The organism is Rhizobium sp. Leaf384 (assembly GCF_001424065.1).
GTDB lineage: Bacteria > Pseudomonadota > Alphaproteobacteria > Rhizobiales > Rhizobiaceae > Ferranicluibacter.
Genome location: NZ_LMQE01000012.1, coordinates 31,533 through 52,345, shown reverse-complemented (window position 1 = coordinate 52,345; position 20,813 = coordinate 31,533). Strand labels below are relative to the sequence as shown.

Sequence of the window (20,813 nt, the reverse complement as noted above, 5' to 3'; positions counted from 1 at the left end):
TCCCATCTCCAGCTCGCCCTTCACCACGATCGGCGGCAAAACCGCCAGCCCAACCCCCTCCCGCGCCAGAAGACGCATCATCGCCATGTCGTCAACCTCTGCTGCAATCTGGGGCCGCACGCCGAGCCGGTCGACCAGCGCCTCGAACTGCGAACGGACGCTGCTTTCCGCCGTCGGCAGGATCACCGGATGCCGCCCGAGCAGCTCGACCAGCGAGGCGGTCTTCGTTCCGAAGGCGGGCCTTCCCACGAGGCTGACGCGCTGCTGATAGACATGCTGCGCCACGAAGGGCGTGATCGCATCGGCCATCGGGGCCTGGTTGAGAAGCACGATATCGAGATTGAGGGCCTCGAGCGCGCCGAGAAGCGCGCTGGTGCTGCCCGAGCGCAGGATCATGTCGACATCCGTGCGTCCGAGAATCGGACGAAGGAATTCGAGCTGGAAGTTGCGCGACAGCGTCGCCAGGGCACCGATGCGGATTGCGCGGCGCGCCGTGCCGGCATCCTTGAGCGCTTCCAGCAGTTCCTCGCCGGTCGCAAAGATCGTATCGGCATGGTCGAGCGCGATGCGCCCCGCCTCCGTGAGAAACAGTTGTCGGCCTCGACGCTCGAAGAGGACATGGCCGATGCGGTGTTCCAGCTGCTTGATCTGCACCGACAGCGCGGATTGGGACAGGTTGAGCCCTTCTGCCGCGCGCGTCAGGTTGCCGGCATGCGCGACCGCACGAAAATAGAGCAGGTGGTGATAGTTGAGATCCGCCATCGTTCCATTTTATCGAACGTATTTCCATAAACAATGAATTTTATTTCCGCTTCTGCGCCTGCTACCCCGGGCCGCAGCCCGCGCGCCTTCTTGCCGCGGATCGTTTCGGAGACATTCCCGTGATCCATGACTTGCCGCTTCTCGCGCCGCTTCTTCTTGCCGGAGCGTCGCTGTTTGCCTTCCTGTCACCCGGCGTCCGGCCCCGTCGTTCGGTCCTCGTCGCGGAACTCTGCGCCCTCGGCGCGATTGTCGTCGTTGTGCTCTGTGGGGTCCTGCTTGTTCTCCACGGCCCGGGAACGAGCCCCGCATTCGGTTTCGGACCCTTTGCTCTTGGTTCGCGTCTCGACATGGTCAGCCTTGTCATGCTGTTGGTGGTCGCGTTCATCGGCTGGATCGTCCTGCGCTATGCCGGCACCTTTCTCGACGGGGAAGCCCGGCAAGGGGTCTTTATCGGCTGGATGACGGCGACGCTGGCAGCGGTTCTCCTGTTCGTGCAGTCCGCCACGCTCCTGCAACTGACCGCCGGCTGGATCGCGACGAGCCTGCTGCTGCACCAGCTTCTCCTGTTCTACCCCGATCGTCCGGCGGCCCGTCGCGCGGCCCGCAAGGCCTTTCTTGTCGCCCGGTTGAGCGACATCATGCTCATCGGTGCCATGATCCTCCTTGCGGTCTCATCGGGCACCGGCGACATCGCGACGATCCTGGAACAGGCGCGGGCCGGGCATGCGGGTGGCGAGCCCGTGGCGTGGACGGTGGCCGCCGCAGGGCTTCTGGCGGCTGCGGCCCTTCTCAAGTCGGCCCAGTTTCCGACGCATGGCTGGCTGACCGAGGTCATGGAAACCCCCACGCCGGTTTCCGCCCTGCTGCATGCCGGCGTCGTCAACGCCGGCGGCTTCCTGCTCATCCGCTTCGCCGATGTTATGGTGCAGGCCCCGATGGTGCTCGCCGGGCTGGTGATGGTCGGCGGCTTCACCGCGCTGTTCGGAAGCCTGGTGATGCTCACCCAGTCGGCGGTCAAGACGTCCCTTGCCTGGTCGACGGTCGCGCAGATGGGGTTCATGATCCTGCAATGCGGCCTTGCCCTGTTTCCGATCGCTCTGCTGCACATCGTTGCGCACTCGCTCTACAAGGCCCATGCCTTCCTCGCCTCGGGGTCGACCGTCGAGACGGTCGCGACGATCCGTCGTCCCGGGCCCATCGCCATTCCCGACAGCAAGGCTGTCGGTCGCGCCTTCCTTCTGGCGCTGGCGATCTATGCGGCGATCGGGGCGCTGTTCGGTCTGGCCGACAAGCCGCCGCAAACCCTCGCGCTCGGCGCCATCCTGATTTTCGGCGTCGCCTATCTCATCGCCCAGGGGCTGGCGGATGCGGCCCCGTTCGCACTGACCTGGCGAACGTCGCTCTCGGCCATCGCGGCGGCGACAGCCTATTTCGCGCTGCAGCGGCTTGCGGACACGCTGATGCAGGGCGCGCTTCCGCCGCCGCTGCCACCCGGTCCGTTGGAATGGACGCTGATGGTGCTCGGAGTTGTCACCTTCGGCGTGGCGGCGGTCGCCCAGTCGCTGTTCCCGCTCTGGGCGTATCATCCGGCGGCTGCCGGCCTGCGGGTCCACCTTGCAAACGGGCTCTACGTCAATGCGTTGCTCGACCGATATCTGGGAAGCTGGACCGTGTCCCGCGTTCCCGCCGCGGCAAAGCCCGCCTTCGTTTCCTCCCGCATCGAGGCATCATCATGAACGAGATCACATCCCTTGGCAGGCGGCAGGATCGTCTGTCGGACAGCATGGGCGCATCGGTGCTCGCGGCAGCGGAAGCCGCCGTCCAGGCGATCCCCCCGGCCTGGCCCCTGGCCGCGACGGTTGCGGTCAACCCGTTTCTCGGGCAGGCCACGCAGACGATGGACCAGACGGCCGCCCGGCTTGGCAGGATCGCCGGCCTTCGCCTTGCCCTGCCGCGCCGGCACGTCGCCGACAAGATCGCCGAGGGCGTCGTCGTCGACGCGGACCTGATCGCGGCCCTGCGGACAAGCCCGCTTCTCGGCCGCATGAGCCTTTCCGACGTGAAAGCGGCGATCGCCGTGGAGCCGCAGGCGGTTGCCGCCCTGCCGACCGTGGCGGATCTTGCCGCCCGCGCGACGGGGCAGGACTGGCCCGGGCTGATTGCGGACCGGATCGGCGCTTTCGCCGCCGGCTACTTCGACGAGGGGCAGGCGCTCTGGGCGGCGTCCCGGCGCAACGGTCTCTATGCCGCCTGGCGCGCCTTCGCCACCCATGACCTGACCCCGGACATTCTCGGTCTGAACGGATTCGGCAGCCATGTCGCGGATACGCCGGAGACGGCGCAGGCGGCAATCGAGCGGGCCGCCGCCACCCTGCGCCTGCAGGGAGAGCATGGCACCTATTTCCACCAGCTCCTGCTGACCCTTGGCGGCTGGGCCCAGTGCGCGCGCCATCTCCAGTTCAAGGCGGACCTCGAGGGCGACACGGAGACGACGGCGCTGGAATTCCTGGCGATCCGGCTCGTGTTCGAAGAGGTGCTCTATCTGCGCACCGCATCGGCCATCGACGGCGACTGGCAGGCCGTCCGCACCGCCCATGCCGCGCCCGTTTCCGTCGATCGCGATCATCTGATCGACGATCTGCTGCTGACGGCGACCGAGCGCGCGGCCCAGCGCAGGCTCGCGGGCCTGCTCGCCACGCCGCGGCCGGCCGAGGCTGCAGGCGAGCGGCCGCGCCTTCAGGCCGCCTTCTGCATCGACGTGCGGTCGGAGGTGTTCCGGCGATCGCTGGAAAGCGTCGATCCCGGGATCCGCACGCTCGGCTTTGCCGGCTTCTTCGGCCTCGGCGTCAGCCACCGGGGATTTGCCTCCGACGTGCCGGAGCTGCGCCTGCCGGTCCTCCTCAAGCCTTCCGCCTTCAGCTGCACCGAGGCAGGAGACACGGCCGATGCGGACAGGAATGCCCGGTTCACGGCGCGTGCCGTCCGGGCATGGGGTCGGTTCAAGCTGGCGGCAGTGTCCTCGTTCGCGTTCGTCGAGGCCATGGGGCCGATCTATGCGGCAAAGCTGCTGCGCGACAGCCTCGGCTTTATCGGCGGGGGCCGTCCGCACAGGGTCACGCCGGACAGGGTCACGCCGGACAAGGTCACGCTGGAGAAGGCCAAGCTGGACATGGCCAAGCTGGTTGGGGCCAAGCTGGGTGGGGCCAAGCCCTGCTTCAGCCCGAGCCTCGACCTCGACAGGCGGGCCGTGATCGCGGAGACGGTGCTGAGGGCGATGTCGCTAACCGAGGGGTTTGCGCGTCACGTGCTGATCGCCGGCCATGGGGCGAATGTGGTCAACAATCCCTTTGCCAGCAGCCTGCAGTGCGGAGCCTGCGGTGGCCATGCGGGCGACGTCAACGCGCGTCTGCTGGCCGATCTCATGAACGACGATGCCGTGCGCGACAGGCTGGCGGCGAGCGGCATCCACATTCCCGACGACACGGTCTTTCTGGCAGGTCTGCACGACACCACCACGGACCGGGTCACCGTGTTTGCCGACGATCCCGTGCGGCAGGTAAGGCCGGCGGATCTGGCGGTCCTCGCCGAGTGGCTCCGGCAGGCCGGGCAGAGAACGCGCACCGAGCGCGCCGCGCGGCTGCCGTCCGGCGCGAGCGGGGGTGTGCTGCGCCGCAGCCGCGACTGGGCGGAGGTCCGCCCCGAGCTGGGACTGGCCGGATGCAACGCCTTCATCGCCGCACCGCGCGCGCGCACGGCCGGACTTTCGCTGGACGGCAAGGCCTTTCTCCACGATTACCGCTGGGAGCAGGATGACGGCTTCAGGATCCTCGAGCTCATCCTCACGGCGCCGGTCGTGGTCGCAAGCTGGATCAGCCTGCAATATTTCGGGTCCGTGGTGGCGCCTTCGCACTTCGGGTCCGGAAACAAGCTTCTGCACAATGTCGTCGGTGGCATGGGCGTCGTCGAAGGCAATGGGGGAAACCTGCGCGCGGGCCTGCCCTGGCAGTCGGTTCACGATGGCGCGACCTATGTCCACGAGCCTCTGCGCCTCACCGTCCTTATCGAAGCGCCGCGGCAGGCGGTCGGCGATATCCTGCAGCGCCATCCCGAGGTGCAGGCGCTGTTCGACAATGGCTGGCTGCATCTCCTGTTGCTCGACGAACACGGACACGTCGCATGGCGCTACGCGCGAAACCTCACCTGGACCGAGGAGAGCCTGGCGGCCGAGACTGTCGCGCCCGGGGCACGCTGACGAGCGGAAGCTCTTCTGGGACGAGAACAGACAGGCAGCGCGGCGGCTGTCGTCGCCGGGCTGCTTGGACTTGCGATCGGTGCGCTTGGTGGGCTTGTTCCGGCATTTGCGGCCACCCGGCTGCCGCTGACGGCGGCGCTTGGCGCGCGGGGGTGAGGCGTCGTTGCGTCAGGTCTTTCGGCGGAGGGTGATCACGGTCAGTTCCGAGGGGCGGCCGAGGCGGAGCGCGAAGCCGGGCCAGAGGCCTGTGCCGTTGTTGACGTAGAGCTGCAGGCCACCGACCGTATAGAGGCCGGAGACGAAGCCGTTGTTCGGGCGGGACACGAGGCGGTCGAGCCCGAGGACCATGCCGCCATGGGTGTGGCCCGACAGCTGCAGGGCGACGCCGGCATCGGCCGCCTTCCGCGCCTCGCGCGGCTGGTGGTCGAGGAGGATGACGGGTGCGCCGGGCCGCGTGCCGTTCAGGGCCTGCGCGAGGTCGGGACCCGGCAGGCCGTGCGCCTGCGCGGAAAGATCGGTGACGCCTGCAACCGTGATCGCGCCGTCGCTCCGGGCGATCGAGACATGCGCGTTTTCCAGCACGGTCATGCCGAGCGCGGCGAAATGGGCCATCCATCCGGTATAGCCGAAGAAATACTCGTGATTCCCGGGGATGGCGATCACGCCGTCGCGGGCGCGCAGGCCGGCAAAGGGCGCGACGTCGGCGCGGCGATCGTCGAGGCGACCGTCGATGAGATCGCCGGTGATGAGGATCACGTCGGGCGCGAGCGCGTTCGACCGCGCGACGACGGCTTCCGCCCAGGTGCGGGGAAACAGCCGGCTGATGTGCATGTCGGTCAATTGCAGCATCCGATAGCCGTCGAAGGACGGCGGCAGGCCGGGAATGGCGATCTCGATCGACGTCAACGGGGGGACGCGGATGGCGTTCGCGACCCCGATGCTCGCGGTGACCAGGGCCGCTGCACCCAGACCATACCGGACGAGCGGGGGAACGGCGATCCAACGGCCCTTTGCAAGGGCCAGCACCACCGAAACGAGATCGAGCGCGATCTGGAGAACCGCCAGGAGAACGATGGCGCCGAAGAGCACGTTGAAGCCGATCACCAGCCAGCGCGGAAACTCCGGCGAGAACACGGACCCCGAGGAGATGCGGCTGAACAGGTGATACTGGGAGGCCAGGAGAAGAAGGACGGCAAGCACCGCCTTTGCCGACCAGAGCCAGGGGAGAGGCTGGATGAAGCGGACAAGGACGACCAGCCAGGGAAGCCCGAAGATGAGATGAAACATGCGGCGCCGGCTGTGAGAATGATGATCGAGTTCACTGTAGCATACGGCGGCGGCGAGCAACCGGACTATGTCTTCCTGATATTTCGGCTGAGAAAAGAAGGCTTGCGAGGTCAATCTCCGCCAGAATGCCCGCCCGGAGCCCGACAGCATGGCCGGATCTGCGCGATCCGGCCATCCGCGTGCCCGGCTGACGGCGACGTTTCCCTTGGGGTCCCCGTTCAGCGGTCGGCGCCGAGGGCTGCTGCCCCTCAGTCGCGCGCGGGGTCGCCTGTATATTGCGCGTCGGTCACCTTGTCGAGCCAGGTCACGACGCTGCCGTCGAGCGCTTCGGCCACGGCGAAATGGACCATGGGCGTATCGGCGGCAGCACCGTGCCAGTGCTTGACCAGCGGCGGGATCCAGACGACGTCACCGGCGCCGAAGGCCTCGCGTCGTCCGCCTTCCTTCTGTACCCAGCCCTTGCCGGAGACGATATAGAGCGTCTGCCCGAGCGGGTGCGTGTGCCACGCGGTGCGCGCGCCGGCCGGAAACGAGACGGTTGCGCCACTGATGCGCGCCGGGGGCGTGCCCTTGTAGGGTGCGGAAATCTGGACGTCACCGGTGAAGTAGGCTTCGGGGCCGGCCTTCGGATCGGTACCGGCACGGGTGAGGGCGATTTCGGTGTTGGGGGTGTCGGACATGGCTTCGGCTTTCTTCTGGTGGCGGGAGGCAAGAACCTTTTCGAGCACGGGAACGGCCGACATGGCCCGGGGCCAGCCGGCATAGAAGCCGAGATGGGTCACCACCTCTGCAGCCTCCGTCTCCGTCAAGCCATTGTCCATGGCTCGCTCGGCGTGAAATGGCAACTGTTCGGGCTGGCCGATGGCGATGAGCGCCGCCATGGTGACGAGACTGCGGTCGCGCGGGGCGAGATCCGGGCGCGTCCAGAGATCGCCGAAGAGCACGTCGTTCGTCAGAGCGGCAAGCGCCGGCGCGGTGGGCGCGACCGTTGCATCGACCGCGCGACGCCGTCGGACTTCCGCCGCTTCATCCGGCACGACCCGTTTGGCGTCGCGTTCACCGATGGCGGCGATCCCGCGCGCTGCAAATACGTTCCTTGTCTCGGCCACGGCGGACATGGCATTCGGCCAGCCGGTGTAGAAGGCGAGATGGGTGATGAGTTCGCCGATCTCGTGCGGCTCCACGCCATTGTCGAGCGCGCGGCCGACGTGGCCAGCGAGTTGCGCGGTGCTGCCGGTGGCGACGAGAGCGGCCACGGTGACGAGGCTGCGGTCTCGGGCCGCAAGGTGCGGGCGCAGCCAGACATTGCCGAAAAGAACGTCGTCTGTGAAATGCGCGAGGCCCGGCGCGACGTCGGCAACGGGGACCATGCGCATGCGCTGTTGCTCCTCGGCTGTGCCGTTCGCGGGCGCGCCCGTGGCGGCGAGCGCCGAAAGGGCGATGGTGGTGGCGATGGTCTTCATGAGAACCTCCTGTCGATAGGCCGCACCGGTCGAGAGGCGGGGCGGCGATCGGCAGGTAGGTGTCCGACGCGCACGGCATTAGGCCCTGAAAACCGCATGGACCTATCGGTTTTCGCCATGAATGCGCATGCCGGCCCCTGCTGCTTTGCCCTGTCTGTCGTCGTCGCGCCGCAAACCTCCCGGAAACCCGTCCGTCTAAGCGGCGAAGACCTTGCACAAGCACGGCAATCGGTTCTATCGCGTTCGTCCGCGGAACCGAACCGCCCGATACGGGGTTCGCCACCGTGAAGAAAGCCGAATGCCCGCCTGCAACGACAGGACAGACCACACGGCATCATCGGTGCATAGAGGAAACGATGCGATGACGAGGTACGGGTTGTGAGCGAGGAAGCGGATATTTTCGACAAGGTCTTCCTCGTCGTCGAAGACGAATATCTGGTGGCAGCGGATATTCTGGACGTTCTCGGCCGGGCCGGAGCGGACGTGATCGGGCCCGTCTCGTCGCTGGAAGGCGCCTTGAAGCTGGTGGACGAAGCCGAGCAGATCGATGCGGCCGTTCTCGACATTCATCTGCGAGGCGCCGAAGTCTATCCGGTGGCGGATGCGCTGTCCCTGCGCAACGTGCCCTTCGCCTTCCTGACCGCCTATGATCGGCGCGATCTGCCCGAGCGATTTCGAGAGGCGCCGTTCCTGCAGAAGCCGGCCGATCCCGACGAACTGCTGCAGCTTCTGAGCCGCCTGTAGTGGCGTTGTTTGGCCGACGGACGGAGGATACCGGACATGACCTCGCCTGACACGCCTCGCGCGCCGCTGCTTGCCCCGGAAAGCGACGATCTCCTGCGCGTGGTGTTCGAGAGCGCCGTCGACTTCGCGATCTTCTCGCTCGACACACAGGGGCATGTGACGAGCTGGAACAGTGGCGGCGAGCGTGTTCTCGGCTTCACGGAGGCCGATATTCTCGGACAGACCGGCGACATCATCTTCACCCCCGACGACAGGGCGGCCGGCGTGCCGGCGTTGGAGCGGGCGGATGCCGTTGCCCTTGGCCGGGCCGAGGACGAGCGCTGGCACATGCGCAAGGACGGCACCCGTTTCTGGGCATCGGGGCTGATCATGCCGCTCCGCGACGGGTCCGGCTTCGTCAAGATCCTGCGCGACCGCACGGAAGCGCATCTCGCGAGCGAGAGACTGAGCGAGAACGAGGCGCGGTTTCGCCTGCTCGCCACGAACATCCCCCAGCTCGTGTTCCGCTGCGTGGCCGATGGATCCCGCACCTGGGGCAGCCCGCAATGGGTCGAGTATTCCGGCCTCGACCAGCCGCAGAGCCTCGGGCTCGGCTGGCTGAACGCGGTGCACCCGGAGGACAGGGCCTCGACGCTGTCGGCCTGGGAGGCCGCGACCAATACGGGCGAATGTTATGTCGAGCACCGCGTTCGTCGCGCGGCCGACGGCGCCTATCGCTGGCATCAGACGCGCGCGCTGCCCGTCATCGGGGCGTCCGGCCTGCCAACCGGCGACTGGATCGGCACCATGACCGATATTCACGAATTGCGGGAGCTGAAGAACCGGCAGGATATGCTGGTCGCAGAGCTCCAGCACCGAACGCGCAACCTTCTTGCGGTCGTCCAGTCGGTTGCCAGCCAGACGGTGCGCAGCACCTCGTCCCTGGACAGTTTCGGGGCCGAATTTTCAAGCCGCCTGCGGGCGCTGAGCCGGGTCCAGGGCCTCGTGGCGCGGGCGACCGAGTCCATTGCCCTGCGCGATCTGATCGAAGGCGAACTGGGTGCGCACGGCACTGCGTCCCGCATGGGGGCCGTTCAAGCGGATGGGCCGCCGGTGACCGTGCCGACGCTCGGGGCGCAGGCACTTGGCCTTGCCCTCCACGAGCTTGCAACAAATGCCATCAAATACGGTGCACTGAGCCAGGATGGCGGCGTTCTCCGCATTTCCTGGAGCGTCGAGGAAATCGATGGAGGGACCGTCGTCTTGCTCGTGTGGCGGGAGGAGGGTGTCCGCATGCCGGACGACGACACGCCTCGCCGCAAGGGCTACGGCCGCGAGCTGATCGAACGCGCGCTGCCCTACCAGCTGAATACGAAGACGGACCTGCAATTTCTCGACGACGGCATTCTCTGCCTGATCCGGATTCCGCTTCCCTGATCAAGCCATGATCCGTGCGGCCATGATCCGTACGACAAGAAGGTTGCCCGCGCTGCGAGGAGGCCGCGCGCAGGCGGCCTCCAGGATCGTGGGGAGGAAAGGCTTACATCTGTTCGCGCTGGGCGCCGCCACCGGGCTTTGCCGGGCCGAGAACGGGTTTCTGGCCGAGCGGCGTCATGGGCGCGGCAGAGAAGGTGCCCTTGCCGTCGATCGAGGGACCTTCGGACCAGCGTCCGGCGACCGGCGGGGAACCATCGGCCTGGAAGCCGAGGAAAGCGTAGCTGAAATCGCGGTTTTCCTGCTCCTGCGGGAAGCTGTTGGGAATGGGGAAGGCCCCCTTGGCGCCCCCCAGCTCTTCGAGAGCCGCCATCCACTGGTTCTGGTGCATGCTGTCGCGTGCGATGAGGAAGGACAGCATGTCCTTCATGCCCGGGTCGCTGGTCATGTTGTAGAGGCGCACCGCAAGCACGCGTCCCGTGGATTCGGCCGCGACGTTGGCCGTCATGTCGGCCGCGATATTGCCGCTCGCATAGATGTGCGACATGTCGAACGGAACGCCGTCGGAATCCACCGGCATGGCGGACAGGCCCGCGGACAGCAGGTTCTTCATGTTGAGACCGCCGAGCACGGCGCCGCCGATCGGATCGGCCGCCACGGCTTCCTTTTCGGACAGCGGTGCACCTTCGAGGTTCATCGCGACGGCTGTCGCCAGCATTTCGATATGCCCCAGTTCCTCGGCTGCCGTGTTCATCAGGAGATCGCGGAACTTCGGGTTGCCGCGGGCGCCGCAGGCCTGGAAGAAATACTGCATGGCGACGCGAATTTCGCCTTCGACACCGCCGATGGCCTGCTGGAGGGCACGTGCGAACTGCGGGTCGGCTTTCTCCACGCGTACCGGATATTGCAAGCGTCCATCTGTATAGAACATGGAAGTCTCCTTGTTGTCGGGAGGCCTGCTAACAGGGCAGACCGGCGAGAGTTCCTGACGCATCCATTTCTTTTCAACGTCCGGTCGTGCGTAAGAGAGGCCATCGCCTGGAGGTCGCTCCGTACTGCGCAGCATCGGACCACCGCGATCGAGCTTTTCTGGAACCTTTGGCGATAGGGCCGGTTCCCGAAGTCCGGCAACGCTGGCAGGCACGTGTCCTGTCGGCCCTGTTCTGCGTACAGCCGGATCCATCTTTGAACAACGGAGGCCTTAATGCGCGCGCTCGTATGGCATGGCAAAGAAGATATCCGGTGCGACACCGTCACCGATCCCGAGATCGAGGATCCCCGCGATGCGATCATCAAGGTGACCAGTTGCGCGATTTGCGGATCGGACCTGCATCTGTTTCATAATTTCATTCCGGCCATGATGCCGGGCGACATCATGGGCCACGAGATGATGGGCGAGGTCGTCGAGACCGGATCCGGCATGAACGGCAAGTTGAAGAAGGGCGACCGGATCGTCGTGCCCTTCACCATTCAGTGCGGCGAATGCGACCAATGCCGACGCGGCAACTTTTCGGTCTGTGAACGCTCGAACCGCAACAAGGCGCTTGCCGACAAGGCCTTCGGCCATGCGACGGCCGGCCTGTTCGGCTATACGCACCTGACGGGCGGCTATCCCGGCGGTCAGGCGGAATATCTGCGCGTTCCCTTTGCGGATTCCACCCATATCAAGGTGCCCGACAGCCTGAGCGACGAGCAGGCGCTTTTCCTCGGCGACATCTTTCCGACCGGCTGGCAGGCCGCCGTCCATTGCGACATCGAGCCCACGGATACCGTGGTGATCTGGGGCTGCGGGCCTGTCGGGCAGATGGCCATCCGAAGTGCGGTGCTGCTCGGCGCCAAGCTGGTCGTGGCGATCGACTGCGTGCCCGAGCGCCTGAGCATGGCGCAGGCCGGTGGCGCGCTGACGATCGACTTCAGTGCCGAAAGCGTCGTCGAGCGCCTGAACGATCTGACGGACGGCAAGGGGCCGGAAAAGTGCATCGATGCGGTGGGGCTCGAAAGCCATGTTTCGGTAAGCCAGCCGGACACGGTGCTCGATCGCGCAAAGCAGATGATGATGATGGAAAATGATCGGCCGCACGTGCTGCGCGAGATGATCTATGTCTGCCGTCCAGGCGGCATCATCTCCATTCCCGGCGTTTACTCGGGTCTCGTCGACAAGATCCCCATGGGTCAGGCGATGAACAAGGGTCTGACGTTCCGCATGGGGCAGACGCATGTCAATCGCTGGACGCCCGATCTCGTGCGCAGGATCGAGGAGGGGCAGATCGATCCGTCCTTCGTCATCACCCATACGGCGACGCTCGAAGAGGGGCCCGAAATGTACAACGTGTTCCGCAACAAGCAGGACAGCTGCATCAAGGTCGTTCTCAAACCCTGACAGGAGGCAATCATGTCCATTTTTTCCCGATTGACGCGCAATGAGGGCGACCCGAAAATCCTGTCGTCCGGCCCGCGTTCCCGCGATACGACCGACGAGCTGACACGCGGGCTCGGATGGTTCAGCCTTGGCCTCGGCCTGTTCCAGCTGGTTGCGCCACAGCGCATCACCCGGGCGCTTGGCGTGCGCGGCAGCGAGCACGTGGTCCGGGCCTATGGCGCGCGTGAGATAGCCAGCGGTATGCTCACGCTTTCGACCGACAAGCGGGCAGGGCTGGCCAGCCGCGTCGCCGGCGACGGTCTCGATATCGTGACGCTGCTTGCGCTGCTCTCGCACGGCAATCCGCGGCGCCAGACGGCCAAGGCGGCGCTCGCCATGGTCGTGGGGATCGCAGCGCTCGATCTGCTGGCGGCGAGTGCGGTAAGCGCGAAGCGCGCGCGACCGAAGACGGTCAAGGACTACAGCGATCGATCCGGCTTCCCGCGCGGCGTGGTTGGGGCGCGTGGCATTGCCCGGCAGAAGCCGCTGCAGGACCAGAGAGCCAGCCCGGAAACGACGCATTGATCACGCGCCGTTGACGCACGACAAACGAGGCGGCGGACACGGGACGGGCTGATGAAGCCCGCACGGTGTCCGCCGCCTCGTTCCAGGCCTGCAGCCCGTTAGACGATGAGGATGTCGCCGAGGTGAAGGTCGGAAACCCTCGTCTCTGTGAGAACCACGCTGCCGCCGGCCCAGGACAGGACGGCATCCGCGCCGATCTGGACGAAATGCGAGAGGACCGCGTCGGCTGTCTTGAACAGGGTGGCGCTGACGACGAGCGTATCGTGCCCCTCTACGCCGTCGTTGAAGTCGGTCACGACGTCGCGACCGGAGGCGCTGTTCGAAAAGTCGAAGACATCGCTGCCGATCCCTCCGGACAGGCGATCGTTGCCCGCGCCGCCCTCCAGCACATCATTGCCGATGCCGCCGTAGAGGTCGTCATCGCCGGCATCGCCGAAAAGCCTGTCATTGCCGACGCCGCCATGCAGGAGATCGTTGCCGGCCCCGCCATGAATGATGTCGTTGCCAGCGAGACCGAAGATGCGGTCGATGCCCGCCGTGCCGGCGAGGATGTTGTCGCCTGCGGTGCCTTCGACATGGGCGACATAGGTCTTGTCCGCAAACAGGAAGGTGTCGAGCTTGGTCGCCGTCACGGTGTAGCTCGTCGGGATGAGCCAGCCGAATTCGATCCGCTCAACCGACGTCATCTCCTTCAGTCCCATCTGCCCCGACAGATCCCGCATCACCAGCGTTCCGTCCTGAAGGCGGATGGCCTCGTACGTGTCGATCGACCCCGCCATCTGCACCGTATCCGTCCCGCTCCCCCCGATGACGGTGTCGTTTCCCGTCGAAAGGCTGAAGCGGTCGTTTCCGCCAAAGCCCTCCAGGAAGTCGCTTGCCTTGCCGTCGCGCAGCAGATCCGCCTTGTCCGAGCCGAGGATGAAGGCCGGTTGACCGTAATGACTGGACGTGCTTCGCGCCGCGTCTTCGACCCAGACGAAGGGGCGCAGCAGATCGCTCAACTGCGCGACGACGATGGTGCTGTCCTTCTCCATGATCGATGCGAAGCTCGACCGCGCCATGGTCGCGAAGGCGTCGGAGAAAAGATTGGTGATATGGGCATTCACGCCGCCGATGACGTTGAAGACGGTTTTCGGTCCGAACGGCGACAGCGGATTGGCGTAGAAATCGTTGAAGATGACGGTGTTGTCGTTGCTGCTGCCGAAGGGGCGATCCTTGTGCAGGAACGCCTCGTTGAATCCCTCGGCGACACTGTCGGTCGATGTGCCGAGCGAGCGGAAGACGAGATCGTTTTCGGCCCCGAGATTGAGGATCTTGTCACTGTTGTCATAGATATTCGGCGAGGCGAACCCGAAGTAGTTCGAGGCGCTGTAAAAGCCGTCGGCGATGTCGGGCGACCGTTCCGCCATGATGTTGGTGGCGCCGCCGCCGAGACTGTAGCCCGTGACGACGACATCGTTGCCGGTCAGTCCGTGCGCCTTGGCAAAGCGCGCCGTGGCCTCGAGGATATACAGGAACGCGTTCAGATACTCGCCCTTGGCCAGCTTCAGGTAATCGGGCAGATCGCCGAGATCGCTGGTTCCGGCAAAGCTGATGCCGAGCCGCTCGATCGCGCCGCCCGCATCCCTGTAGGCGAGAACCTTCACCTGCGGGCTTTGCGACGTCAGGCCGTGGAAAAAGCCCAGCTGATCGACACTTGTCCCCGGCAACGACAGATCGGCCGCCGTGAGATCCGTCCATCCGGACGGCGGTGCGAAGTTGCCGCTTGTTCCGGTCAGTTGCGTCGCGAGCGCTCCCACAGCCCCGAACGCCCGCAGTTGTCCATAGCGCGCGAGGGCGTATGCCTCCGTTACCTCCGCGCGCGCGTCATGTCCCTTGTAGTCGAAGATGGCCATCGGTTCCTCCCGTTGACGTATACGTTAACGTAATTAAACCTACACCTAATTGATGAACTCCGAAAGGACATTTGGCCGGACGGTTGTGGCCGAGATCGACGGTATACTGTGGAAAGGGGAGAGCCTCCTTGCTCGATCCCGTGTCCTTGGTCGACCAAACATCTTCGGCAGTTTCCTCCAGCAATACCAAAAAAAACCAATTCATTGTGAGGCGGCCGAAAACGCAGGCCGAGACACATATTTATAAGTCCATTGATTTCAACGATGTAAGGTGATCGTTAAAAAACACCTTCATCAGGACTGGACGATTGGCCTGTTTTTGGTATGGTCAGCGACAAGGGCACAGACAGGCCGATAGCGTTCCTCCTGTGTGTGGCTTTGGAAGATGTCAGACGTGGCGACGGGCGAGGTTGTGTGCGGCTGGCCGCGCCATGCAGGCCGCGCAAATTGTCTGCGTATGAAAATGAATTTCATAACCGTTCACAATAACGGTTTCCGAGTTGACGAAATCGCCAGTCTGACACAGGCTGCGAAAATGAATTACGAGAACATGGGGAGCAGGCCGATATGAAGGTCGCTGTGATCGGACTTGGGTTTCGGCTGGGATATCTCGGCCGCATTTTCCGGGATGTGGATCCTGCTTTCGAGATCGTCGGCCATGTCGATCCGGCGCCCGCCGGCCTGCCGGGGCTGGACGAAGCCGGTGTTTCTGCCGGGAAAGCCTATGCGACGCCGGAGGAGATGATTGCCGCGGGCGGTTTCGACCTCCTGATGGTCGGTTCCCCCAATCACCTGCATCTCGAGCATATCCGGATCGGACTCGAGGCCGGACTGACGGTCTTCACCGAGAAGCCGATCGTCGTGACGATCGAGGAAAGCCTGGAACTCGCGCGTCTCCTCCATCGTCATGGTCATGACCGGTTGCTGGTCGGCCTCGTGCTGCGCTACTCCCCGCTCTACCGCGACCTGCGGCAGGCGCAGGCCGAAGGCCGTCTCGGCGAGATCGTCTCGATCGAGGCTTCCGAGCATATCGAGCCCTATCATGGCGCCTTCTTCATGCGAGACTGGCGCCGCTATGGCCGCTATGCCGGCGGCTTCATGCTGGAGAAATGCTGCCACGATCTCGACCTCTACAATGGCGTCGTGGGTGCGCGTCCGCGCTACGTGTCGTCCTTTGGCGGGCGCAAGAGCTTCGTTCCGGCCAACGATCCGCGCAACGAAGGCACAAACGACATGGACGTCTACCATCGCAAGCCGAGCGGCTGGCAGGGCTCCGACAAGGTCTTCGACAGCGATGGGGATCTGATCGACTATCAGACGGCGATCGTCGAATACGAGAACGGCGCCGCGATGACGTTCCATACCAATCTGAACGTGCCCGACCAGTTCCGTCGATTCTGCGTCATCGGCTCCAAGGGCATGGCGGAGGGCGACTTCGTGCGCGGCTATCTCGATGTGCACAATGCGCGCAACAACGAGAAGGTCGTTGCCAAGACCTATCAGGCGCCGTCCGAGACCTCCCATCACTATGGCGCCGACGAGCAGATGGCCGAGGATGTCTTCAAGTTCATGACCGAAGGGCAGAGCCTGCCGGTGTCGGCGCTGAATGCCATCGAAGCCGGCATCCTGGCGCTGGCGATGGACGAGGCCCGGTTTGCCCGCAAGGTGGTCGATCTCGCGCCCGTCTGGGCGGAGTACGACGCCTGCCTGCATGGCACGTCTGCGGCATCGTCCGCACCGCAGACCAAGTCTGCTTGAGAGGGCCCGCCATGGAAGCCAAACGAAGCACCGTCCTCTTCGCCTGGCTCCTCATGGCGCCGGCCATTCTCTATGTCACCGTCATCGTCGCCTATCCCCTGGTCGACACGTTCATCCTGTCCTTCACGGATGCATCCCTGAAGAAGACGACGAACTGGGTCGGCTGGGCGAATTACAGCAAGATCTTCAACGCGACATTTGCCGAGGTCATCATCCGGACCTTCATCTGGACGTTCTTCTCGGTGTCGCTGAAGATGATCATCGGTACGTTCGGCGCCTCCATGCTGAACGCCGCCGTGCCGGGGCGGGCGTTGTTCCGCGTGCTGACCATGCCGCCCTGGATCGTGCCCATGGCCATCGGCATCTTCATGTGGGGCTGGATGTATAACGGCCAGTTCGGCATGATTTCGGGACTGCTGCAGCGCTTCGGTCTGACGGACAGCCCCATCGCATTTCTGGCGCAGGGCTCGACCGCGTTCTGGGCCACCGTGATCACCGACGTCTGGATCGGCGTTCCCATGGTCACGCTCTATATGCTCGCCGCCATGCAATCGATCCCGCAGGATCTCTACGAGGCGGCCTGGACGGATGGCGCCGGCCGGTTCTACCGCTTCCGCCGCATCACGCTGCCGCTGCTCGTGCCGTCGATGATCACGATGTCGATGATCTCGCTGATTTCGACCTTCAACTCCTTCGACATCATCTGGATCCTGACGCGCGGCGGGCCGACCGGTGAAACGACGACCATGATTATCGATACCTACCGGACGGCCATCGGCTCCAACAAGTACGGCGAGGGTGCGGCGCGCGCCGTTCTGATCTGCATCTTCCTGTCCATTTTCTGCGTCTTCTACTTCCGCATGACCAGCCGCCTTTCCGCCGGAGACAAGCGATGAGAGAGCCGTCCGTCCTGATCAACCGCTATGCCTGGTACGAAATCGTCGGCATCTATGCAGGCATCCTCGTCTTTCTGACCTTCCTGCTGGCACCTTTCGTCGAGGGGTTCCTGGTGTCGCTGAAGCCGCTCAGCCAGCTCTTCTCCTCGCCCTACCGCTTCATTCCCGAGAACGGCTCGTTCGAGGCCTACCGGACCATGTGGGTCAGCGTGCCGGGCTTTGCGCGCTACATCTTCAACTCGCTGTTCATCTCCAGCGTCGTGACCATCGTGGTGCTGATCCTCGTCGTGCCGGCGGCCTACGCCTTTGCCCGGTTTGAGTTCAAGGGCTCGGGCCAACTGCTCGGTGCCTTCCTCGCGGTCAACATGTTCTCGGGCGCGGTTCTCCTCATCCCGCTCTTCCGGCTGATGCGCTCGCTCGGCGTGCTCAACACCTATTTCGCGATGATCGTGCCGGGCGTGGCGTTCCTGATCCCCACCGCCATCTGGCTCCTGCGCACCTACATGATGCGGATCCCCAAGGAGCTGGACGAAGCGGCCTACATGGACGGCGCCAGTCATTTCTACACGCTGCGCCGCGTCATCCTTCCGATCGCCATGCCCGGCATCGTGGTGGTCGCCATCACGACCTTCATTGGGTCCTATGCGCAGCAGTTCATCTATGCGCTCACCTTCAATTCGAAGTCCGAATATGCGCCGCTCCCGGTCGGGTTGTTCGCCTATTTCGGACGTCAGGAAGTCGTCTGGAACGAGCTCATGGCGGCGAGCTTCGTCGGCATTGCCCCGGCCATGATCGTCATCTTCTTCCTGCAACGCTATCTCGTCAGCGGCCTGACCGCGGGCGCGGTGAAACAATAAGACCAACCACCAGAGAACAAACGGGAGCTTAAACGTGACACTCCAATTCAAGACCGGCCTCATGGCCCTTGCATTGCTCGGCTCGACCGCACTCGGCACGATGACTGCCACAGTCGCGCAGGCCGCCGATCAGGAAATCAGCTGGATCTATTGCGGCGACAAGATCGACCCGATCCATGAAAAGTACATCAAGGAATGGGAAGGCAAGAACGCGGGCTGGACCGTGAAACCGGAACTCGTCGGCTGGGAACAGTGCCAGGACAAGGCGACGACCTTGGCCGCCGCCGGCAATCCGGTCGGCATGGCCTATGTCGGCTCGCGCACGCTGAAGGAATTCGCCGAGAACGACCTGATCGTTCCCGTGCCGATGACCGACGAGGAAAAGAAGAGCTACTACCCCAACATCGTCGACACCGTGACGTTCGACGACAACCAGTGGGGCGTGCCGATCGCCTTCTCGACCAAGGCGCTGTACTGGAACAAGGCTCTCTTCGAAAAGGCCGGTCTGGATCCCGAGAAGCCGCCGAAGACCTGGGCCGAAGAGATCGCTTTCGCCAAGCAGATCAAGGAAAAGACCGGCATTGCCGGCTATGGCCTTCCGGCTAAGACCTTCGACAACACCATGCACCAGTTCATGCACTGGGTTTACACCAACAACGGCAAGGTCATCGATGGCGACAAGATCGTCATGGACAGCCCGGAAGTGCTGGCAGCCCTGCAGGCCGTGAAGGACATCACGCCTTACTCGGTCGAGGGTGCGACCGCCTATGAACAGAACGAAATCCGCGCCATCTTCCTCGACGGCAAGGCCGGCATGATCCAGTCCGCGTCCGGCGCCGCAGCGCTCCTGAAGAAGACCGACATGAAGTGGGGCGTTGCGCCGCTTCCGCTCGGTCCCTCGGCCAAGGGTGAGGGCACGCTGCTGATCACCGACAGCCTTGCGATCTTCAAGGGCACGGGCGTCGAGGACAAGGCGATCGAGTTCGCCAAGTTCATCACCTCGCCGGGCCCGCAGGGCGAATACGAACTGCAGGGCGGCGCCGGCCTGACCCCGCTGCGTCCTTCCGCCAAGGTCGATGAATTCGTCAAGGCCGATCCGTCGTGGAAGCCGTTCATCGACGGTATCGCCTTCGGTGGTCCGGAACCCCTGTTCAAGGACTACAAGGGCTTCCAGAACGCCATCATCGAAATGGTCCAGTCGGTCGTAACCGGCAAGGCCGAACCGGCAGATGCTCTGAAGAAGGCTTCGGCCGCGATCGAAGAGTACAAGTAAGCCTGTTTAGCCTGCTGTCGCGGCGGTCTCTGCCGCTGCGACAGTCCTTCCCGGGAGCCGGGCCGGCAGGTGCGCCGATCCGTCCCTTTTCGTCAAGACCAACGCCGCCCGCTTCGGCGACCGGAGATCGATGTGATACAGCTTTTCCTCAACAAGGTGCAGAAGTTCTACGGCGACTTCGAAGTGCTGAAGGGCGTCCAGCTCGAGGTGATGAACGGCGAATTCGTCGTCTTCGTCGGGCCGTCCGGCTGCGGCAAGTCCACGCTCTTGCGCATGATCGCCGGTCTGGACTCGACCACGAGCGGCGACATCGTCATCGACGGCGTGCGCGTCAACGACCTGCCGCCGGTCAAGCGCGGCATTGCCATGGTGTTCCAGTCCTACGCGCTCTATCCGCACATGACGGTGTTCGAGAACATCGCCTTTCCCCTGCGGGTGGAAAAGATGGAGGAGAGCAAGCTCAAGGCCAAGGTCGAGAACGCGGCACGGATCCTGCATCTCGATCAGCGCCTGCAGCAGAAGCCTGGGATGCTTTCGGGCGGCCAGCGCCAGCGCGTCGCCATCGGTCGCGCCATCGTCCGCGAGCCCAAGATCTTCCTGTTCGACGAGCCGCTGTCGAACCTTGACGCAGCCCTGCGCGCCGACATGCGCATCGAGCTTGCCAAGCTCCATCGCGAACTGAAGGCCACGATGATCTACGTCACGCATGACCAGGTGGAAGCCATGACCATGGCCGACCGTATCGTCGTGCTGAATGCCGGCGGCATATCCCAGGTTGGCGCTCCCCTGGAGCTGTACCACAAGCCGCAAAACCTGTTCGTTGCCGGCTTCATCGGCAATCCGAAAATGAACTTCGTGCCGGTGACCTGCACGGCCGTTGGTCCTGCAGGCGTGACCGTCGACTACGCGGGCCAGACGGTCACGATCCCGGTCGTCGGACGCGGCGATCTCGTCGGGCAGACGCTGACGCTCGGCATCCGCCCCGAACACACGATGCTGACCCCTGGCGATCTCAACATCGCCATCATCCCCTCGGTGATCGAGCGCCTCGGGATCAATACGGTCGCCTATTCCAGCCTGCCGGACGGCAAGCCCTATTGCGTGCTGCTCCCCGGTTCCGCGCCGCTTGCCGTGGAGCAGCCGGTTTCCACCGGCATCATGGCAGCCGATTGCCATCTGTTCGAAGCCAATGGCGAAGCGCTGGAGCGCACCGTGGACTGGCGGTCGCTCGAGATGCCGGCGGCCATGACCGCCGCCTGAAGATGTGCG

The 20,813-nt window shown here is 64.5% G+C and carries 16 protein-coding genes; 11 read left to right on the top strand and 5 right to left on the bottom strand.

Features of this window, described 5'->3' with window-relative positions:
• The coding region (locus ASG25_RS21950; protein ID WP_062479577.1) for a LysR family transcriptional regulator at positions 1–762 on the bottom strand (762 nt) is incomplete at its 3' end.
• Between the two features lie 119 nt (positions 763–881).
• Between ASG25_RS21950 and ASG25_RS21945 the strand changes: the two genes are divergently transcribed.
• The gene (locus tag ASG25_RS21945) at positions 882–2,498 is read left to right on the top strand and encodes a proton-conducting transporter membrane subunit (protein WP_062479574.1); all 1,617 of its coding nucleotides are present in this window, start codon (positions 882–884) and stop codon (positions 2,496–2,498) included.
• A 47-nt stretch (positions 2,499–2,545) separates the two neighbouring features.
• Positions 2,546–5,014 carry a DUF2309 domain-containing protein gene (locus ASG25_RS21940; RefSeq protein WP_062479596.1) on the top strand — a complete coding sequence of 823 codons (2,469 nt, stop codon included), beginning with the start codon at positions 2,546–2,548 and terminating at the stop codon, positions 5,012–5,014.
• A 168-nt stretch (positions 5,015–5,182) separates the two neighbouring features.
• Here the strand turns inward: ASG25_RS21940 and ASG25_RS21935 are convergent, their stop codons facing one another.
• Both ASG25_RS21935 and ASG25_RS21930 read right to left on the bottom strand, forming a co-directional pair.
• Positions 5,183–6,301: a metallophosphoesterase gene (locus tag ASG25_RS21935; RefSeq protein ID WP_062479571.1), complete on the bottom strand. Its 1,119-nt coding sequence runs from the start codon at positions 6,299–6,301 to the stop codon at positions 5,183–5,185.
• 248 nt (positions 6,302–6,549) lie between these two features.
• Positions 6,550–7,764 carry a carboxymuconolactone decarboxylase family protein gene (locus ASG25_RS21930; RefSeq protein ID WP_062479568.1) on the bottom strand — a complete coding sequence of 405 codons (1,215 nt, stop codon included), beginning with the start codon at positions 7,762–7,764 and terminating at the stop codon, positions 6,550–6,552.
• 378 nt (positions 7,765–8,142) lie between these two features.
• On the opposite strand from ASG25_RS21930, the gene ASG25_RS21925 reads away from it, so the two are divergent.
• Positions 8,143–8,508, top strand: a complete 366-nt coding sequence (locus ASG25_RS21925) for a response regulator (RefSeq protein WP_062695190.1) — start codon at positions 8,143–8,145, stop codon at positions 8,506–8,508.
• A 36-nt stretch (positions 8,509–8,544) separates the two neighbouring features.
• Positions 8,545–9,924 (top strand): PAS domain S-box protein, encoded by a 1,380-nt coding sequence (locus tag ASG25_RS21920; protein ID WP_062479566.1) that lies wholly within the window; start codon positions 8,545–8,547, stop codon positions 9,922–9,924.
• 103 nt (positions 9,925–10,027) lie between these two features.
• Here the strand turns inward: ASG25_RS21920 and ASG25_RS21915 are convergent, their stop codons facing one another.
• The gene (locus tag ASG25_RS21915) at positions 10,028–10,852 is read right to left on the bottom strand and encodes a manganese catalase family protein (protein WP_062479564.1); all 825 of its coding nucleotides are present in this window, start codon (positions 10,850–10,852) and stop codon (positions 10,028–10,030) included.
• A 273-nt stretch (positions 10,853–11,125) separates the two neighbouring features.
• Between ASG25_RS21915 and ASG25_RS21910 the strand changes: the two genes are divergently transcribed.
• Positions 11,126–12,301 carry a zinc-dependent alcohol dehydrogenase gene (locus tag ASG25_RS21910; RefSeq protein WP_062479563.1) on the top strand — a complete coding sequence of 392 codons (1,176 nt, stop codon included), beginning with the start codon at positions 11,126–11,128 and terminating at the stop codon, positions 12,299–12,301.
• Positions 12,302–12,313: 12 nt separating this feature from the next.
• On the top strand, positions 12,314–12,865 hold the full coding sequence (locus ASG25_RS21905) for a hypothetical protein (RefSeq protein WP_062479562.1): 552 nt from the start codon (positions 12,314–12,316) through the stop codon (positions 12,863–12,865).
• Between the two features lie 98 nt (positions 12,866–12,963).
• Here the strand turns inward: ASG25_RS21905 and ASG25_RS21900 are convergent, their stop codons facing one another.
• Positions 12,964–14,760: a calcium-binding protein gene (locus ASG25_RS21900; RefSeq protein ID WP_062479561.1), complete on the bottom strand. Its 1,797-nt coding sequence runs from the start codon at positions 14,758–14,760 to the stop codon at positions 12,964–12,966.
• A gap of 567 nt (positions 14,761–15,327) precedes the next feature.
• Here ASG25_RS21900 and ASG25_RS21895 point away from each other — a divergent pair.
• The 5 genes from ASG25_RS21895 to ugpC all read left to right on the top strand — a co-directional run bounded on the left by ASG25_RS21895 (position 15,328) and on the right by ugpC (position 20,804).
• Positions 15,328–16,518, top strand: coding sequence for a Gfo/Idh/MocA family oxidoreductase (locus tag ASG25_RS21895; protein ID WP_062479560.1), 1,191 nt, complete (start codon positions 15,328–15,330; stop codon positions 16,516–16,518).
• Between the two features lie 11 nt (positions 16,519–16,529).
• Positions 16,530–17,414 (top strand): sugar ABC transporter permease, encoded by an 885-nt coding sequence (locus tag ASG25_RS21890; RefSeq protein WP_062479559.1) that lies wholly within the window; start codon positions 16,530–16,532, stop codon positions 17,412–17,414.
• Positions 17,411–18,271 (top strand): carbohydrate ABC transporter permease, encoded by an 861-nt coding sequence (locus ASG25_RS21885; RefSeq protein WP_062479558.1) that lies wholly within the window; start codon positions 17,411–17,413, stop codon positions 18,269–18,271. Before ASG25_RS21890 ends, ASG25_RS21885 begins: the two co-directional genes overlap by 4 nt.
• 34 nt (positions 18,272–18,305) lie before the next feature.
• Positions 18,306–19,544, top strand: a complete 1,239-nt coding sequence (locus tag ASG25_RS21880) for an extracellular solute-binding protein (RefSeq protein WP_062479556.1) — start codon at positions 18,306–18,308, stop codon at positions 19,542–19,544.
• A gap of 132 nt (positions 19,545–19,676) precedes the next feature.
• Positions 19,677–20,804 carry a sn-glycerol-3-phosphate ABC transporter ATP-binding protein UgpC gene (gene ugpC / locus ASG25_RS21875; protein ID WP_062479553.1) on the top strand — a complete coding sequence of 376 codons (1,128 nt, stop codon included), beginning with the start codon at positions 19,677–19,679 and terminating at the stop codon, positions 20,802–20,804.
• Positions 20,805–20,813 lie beyond the last annotated feature (9 nt).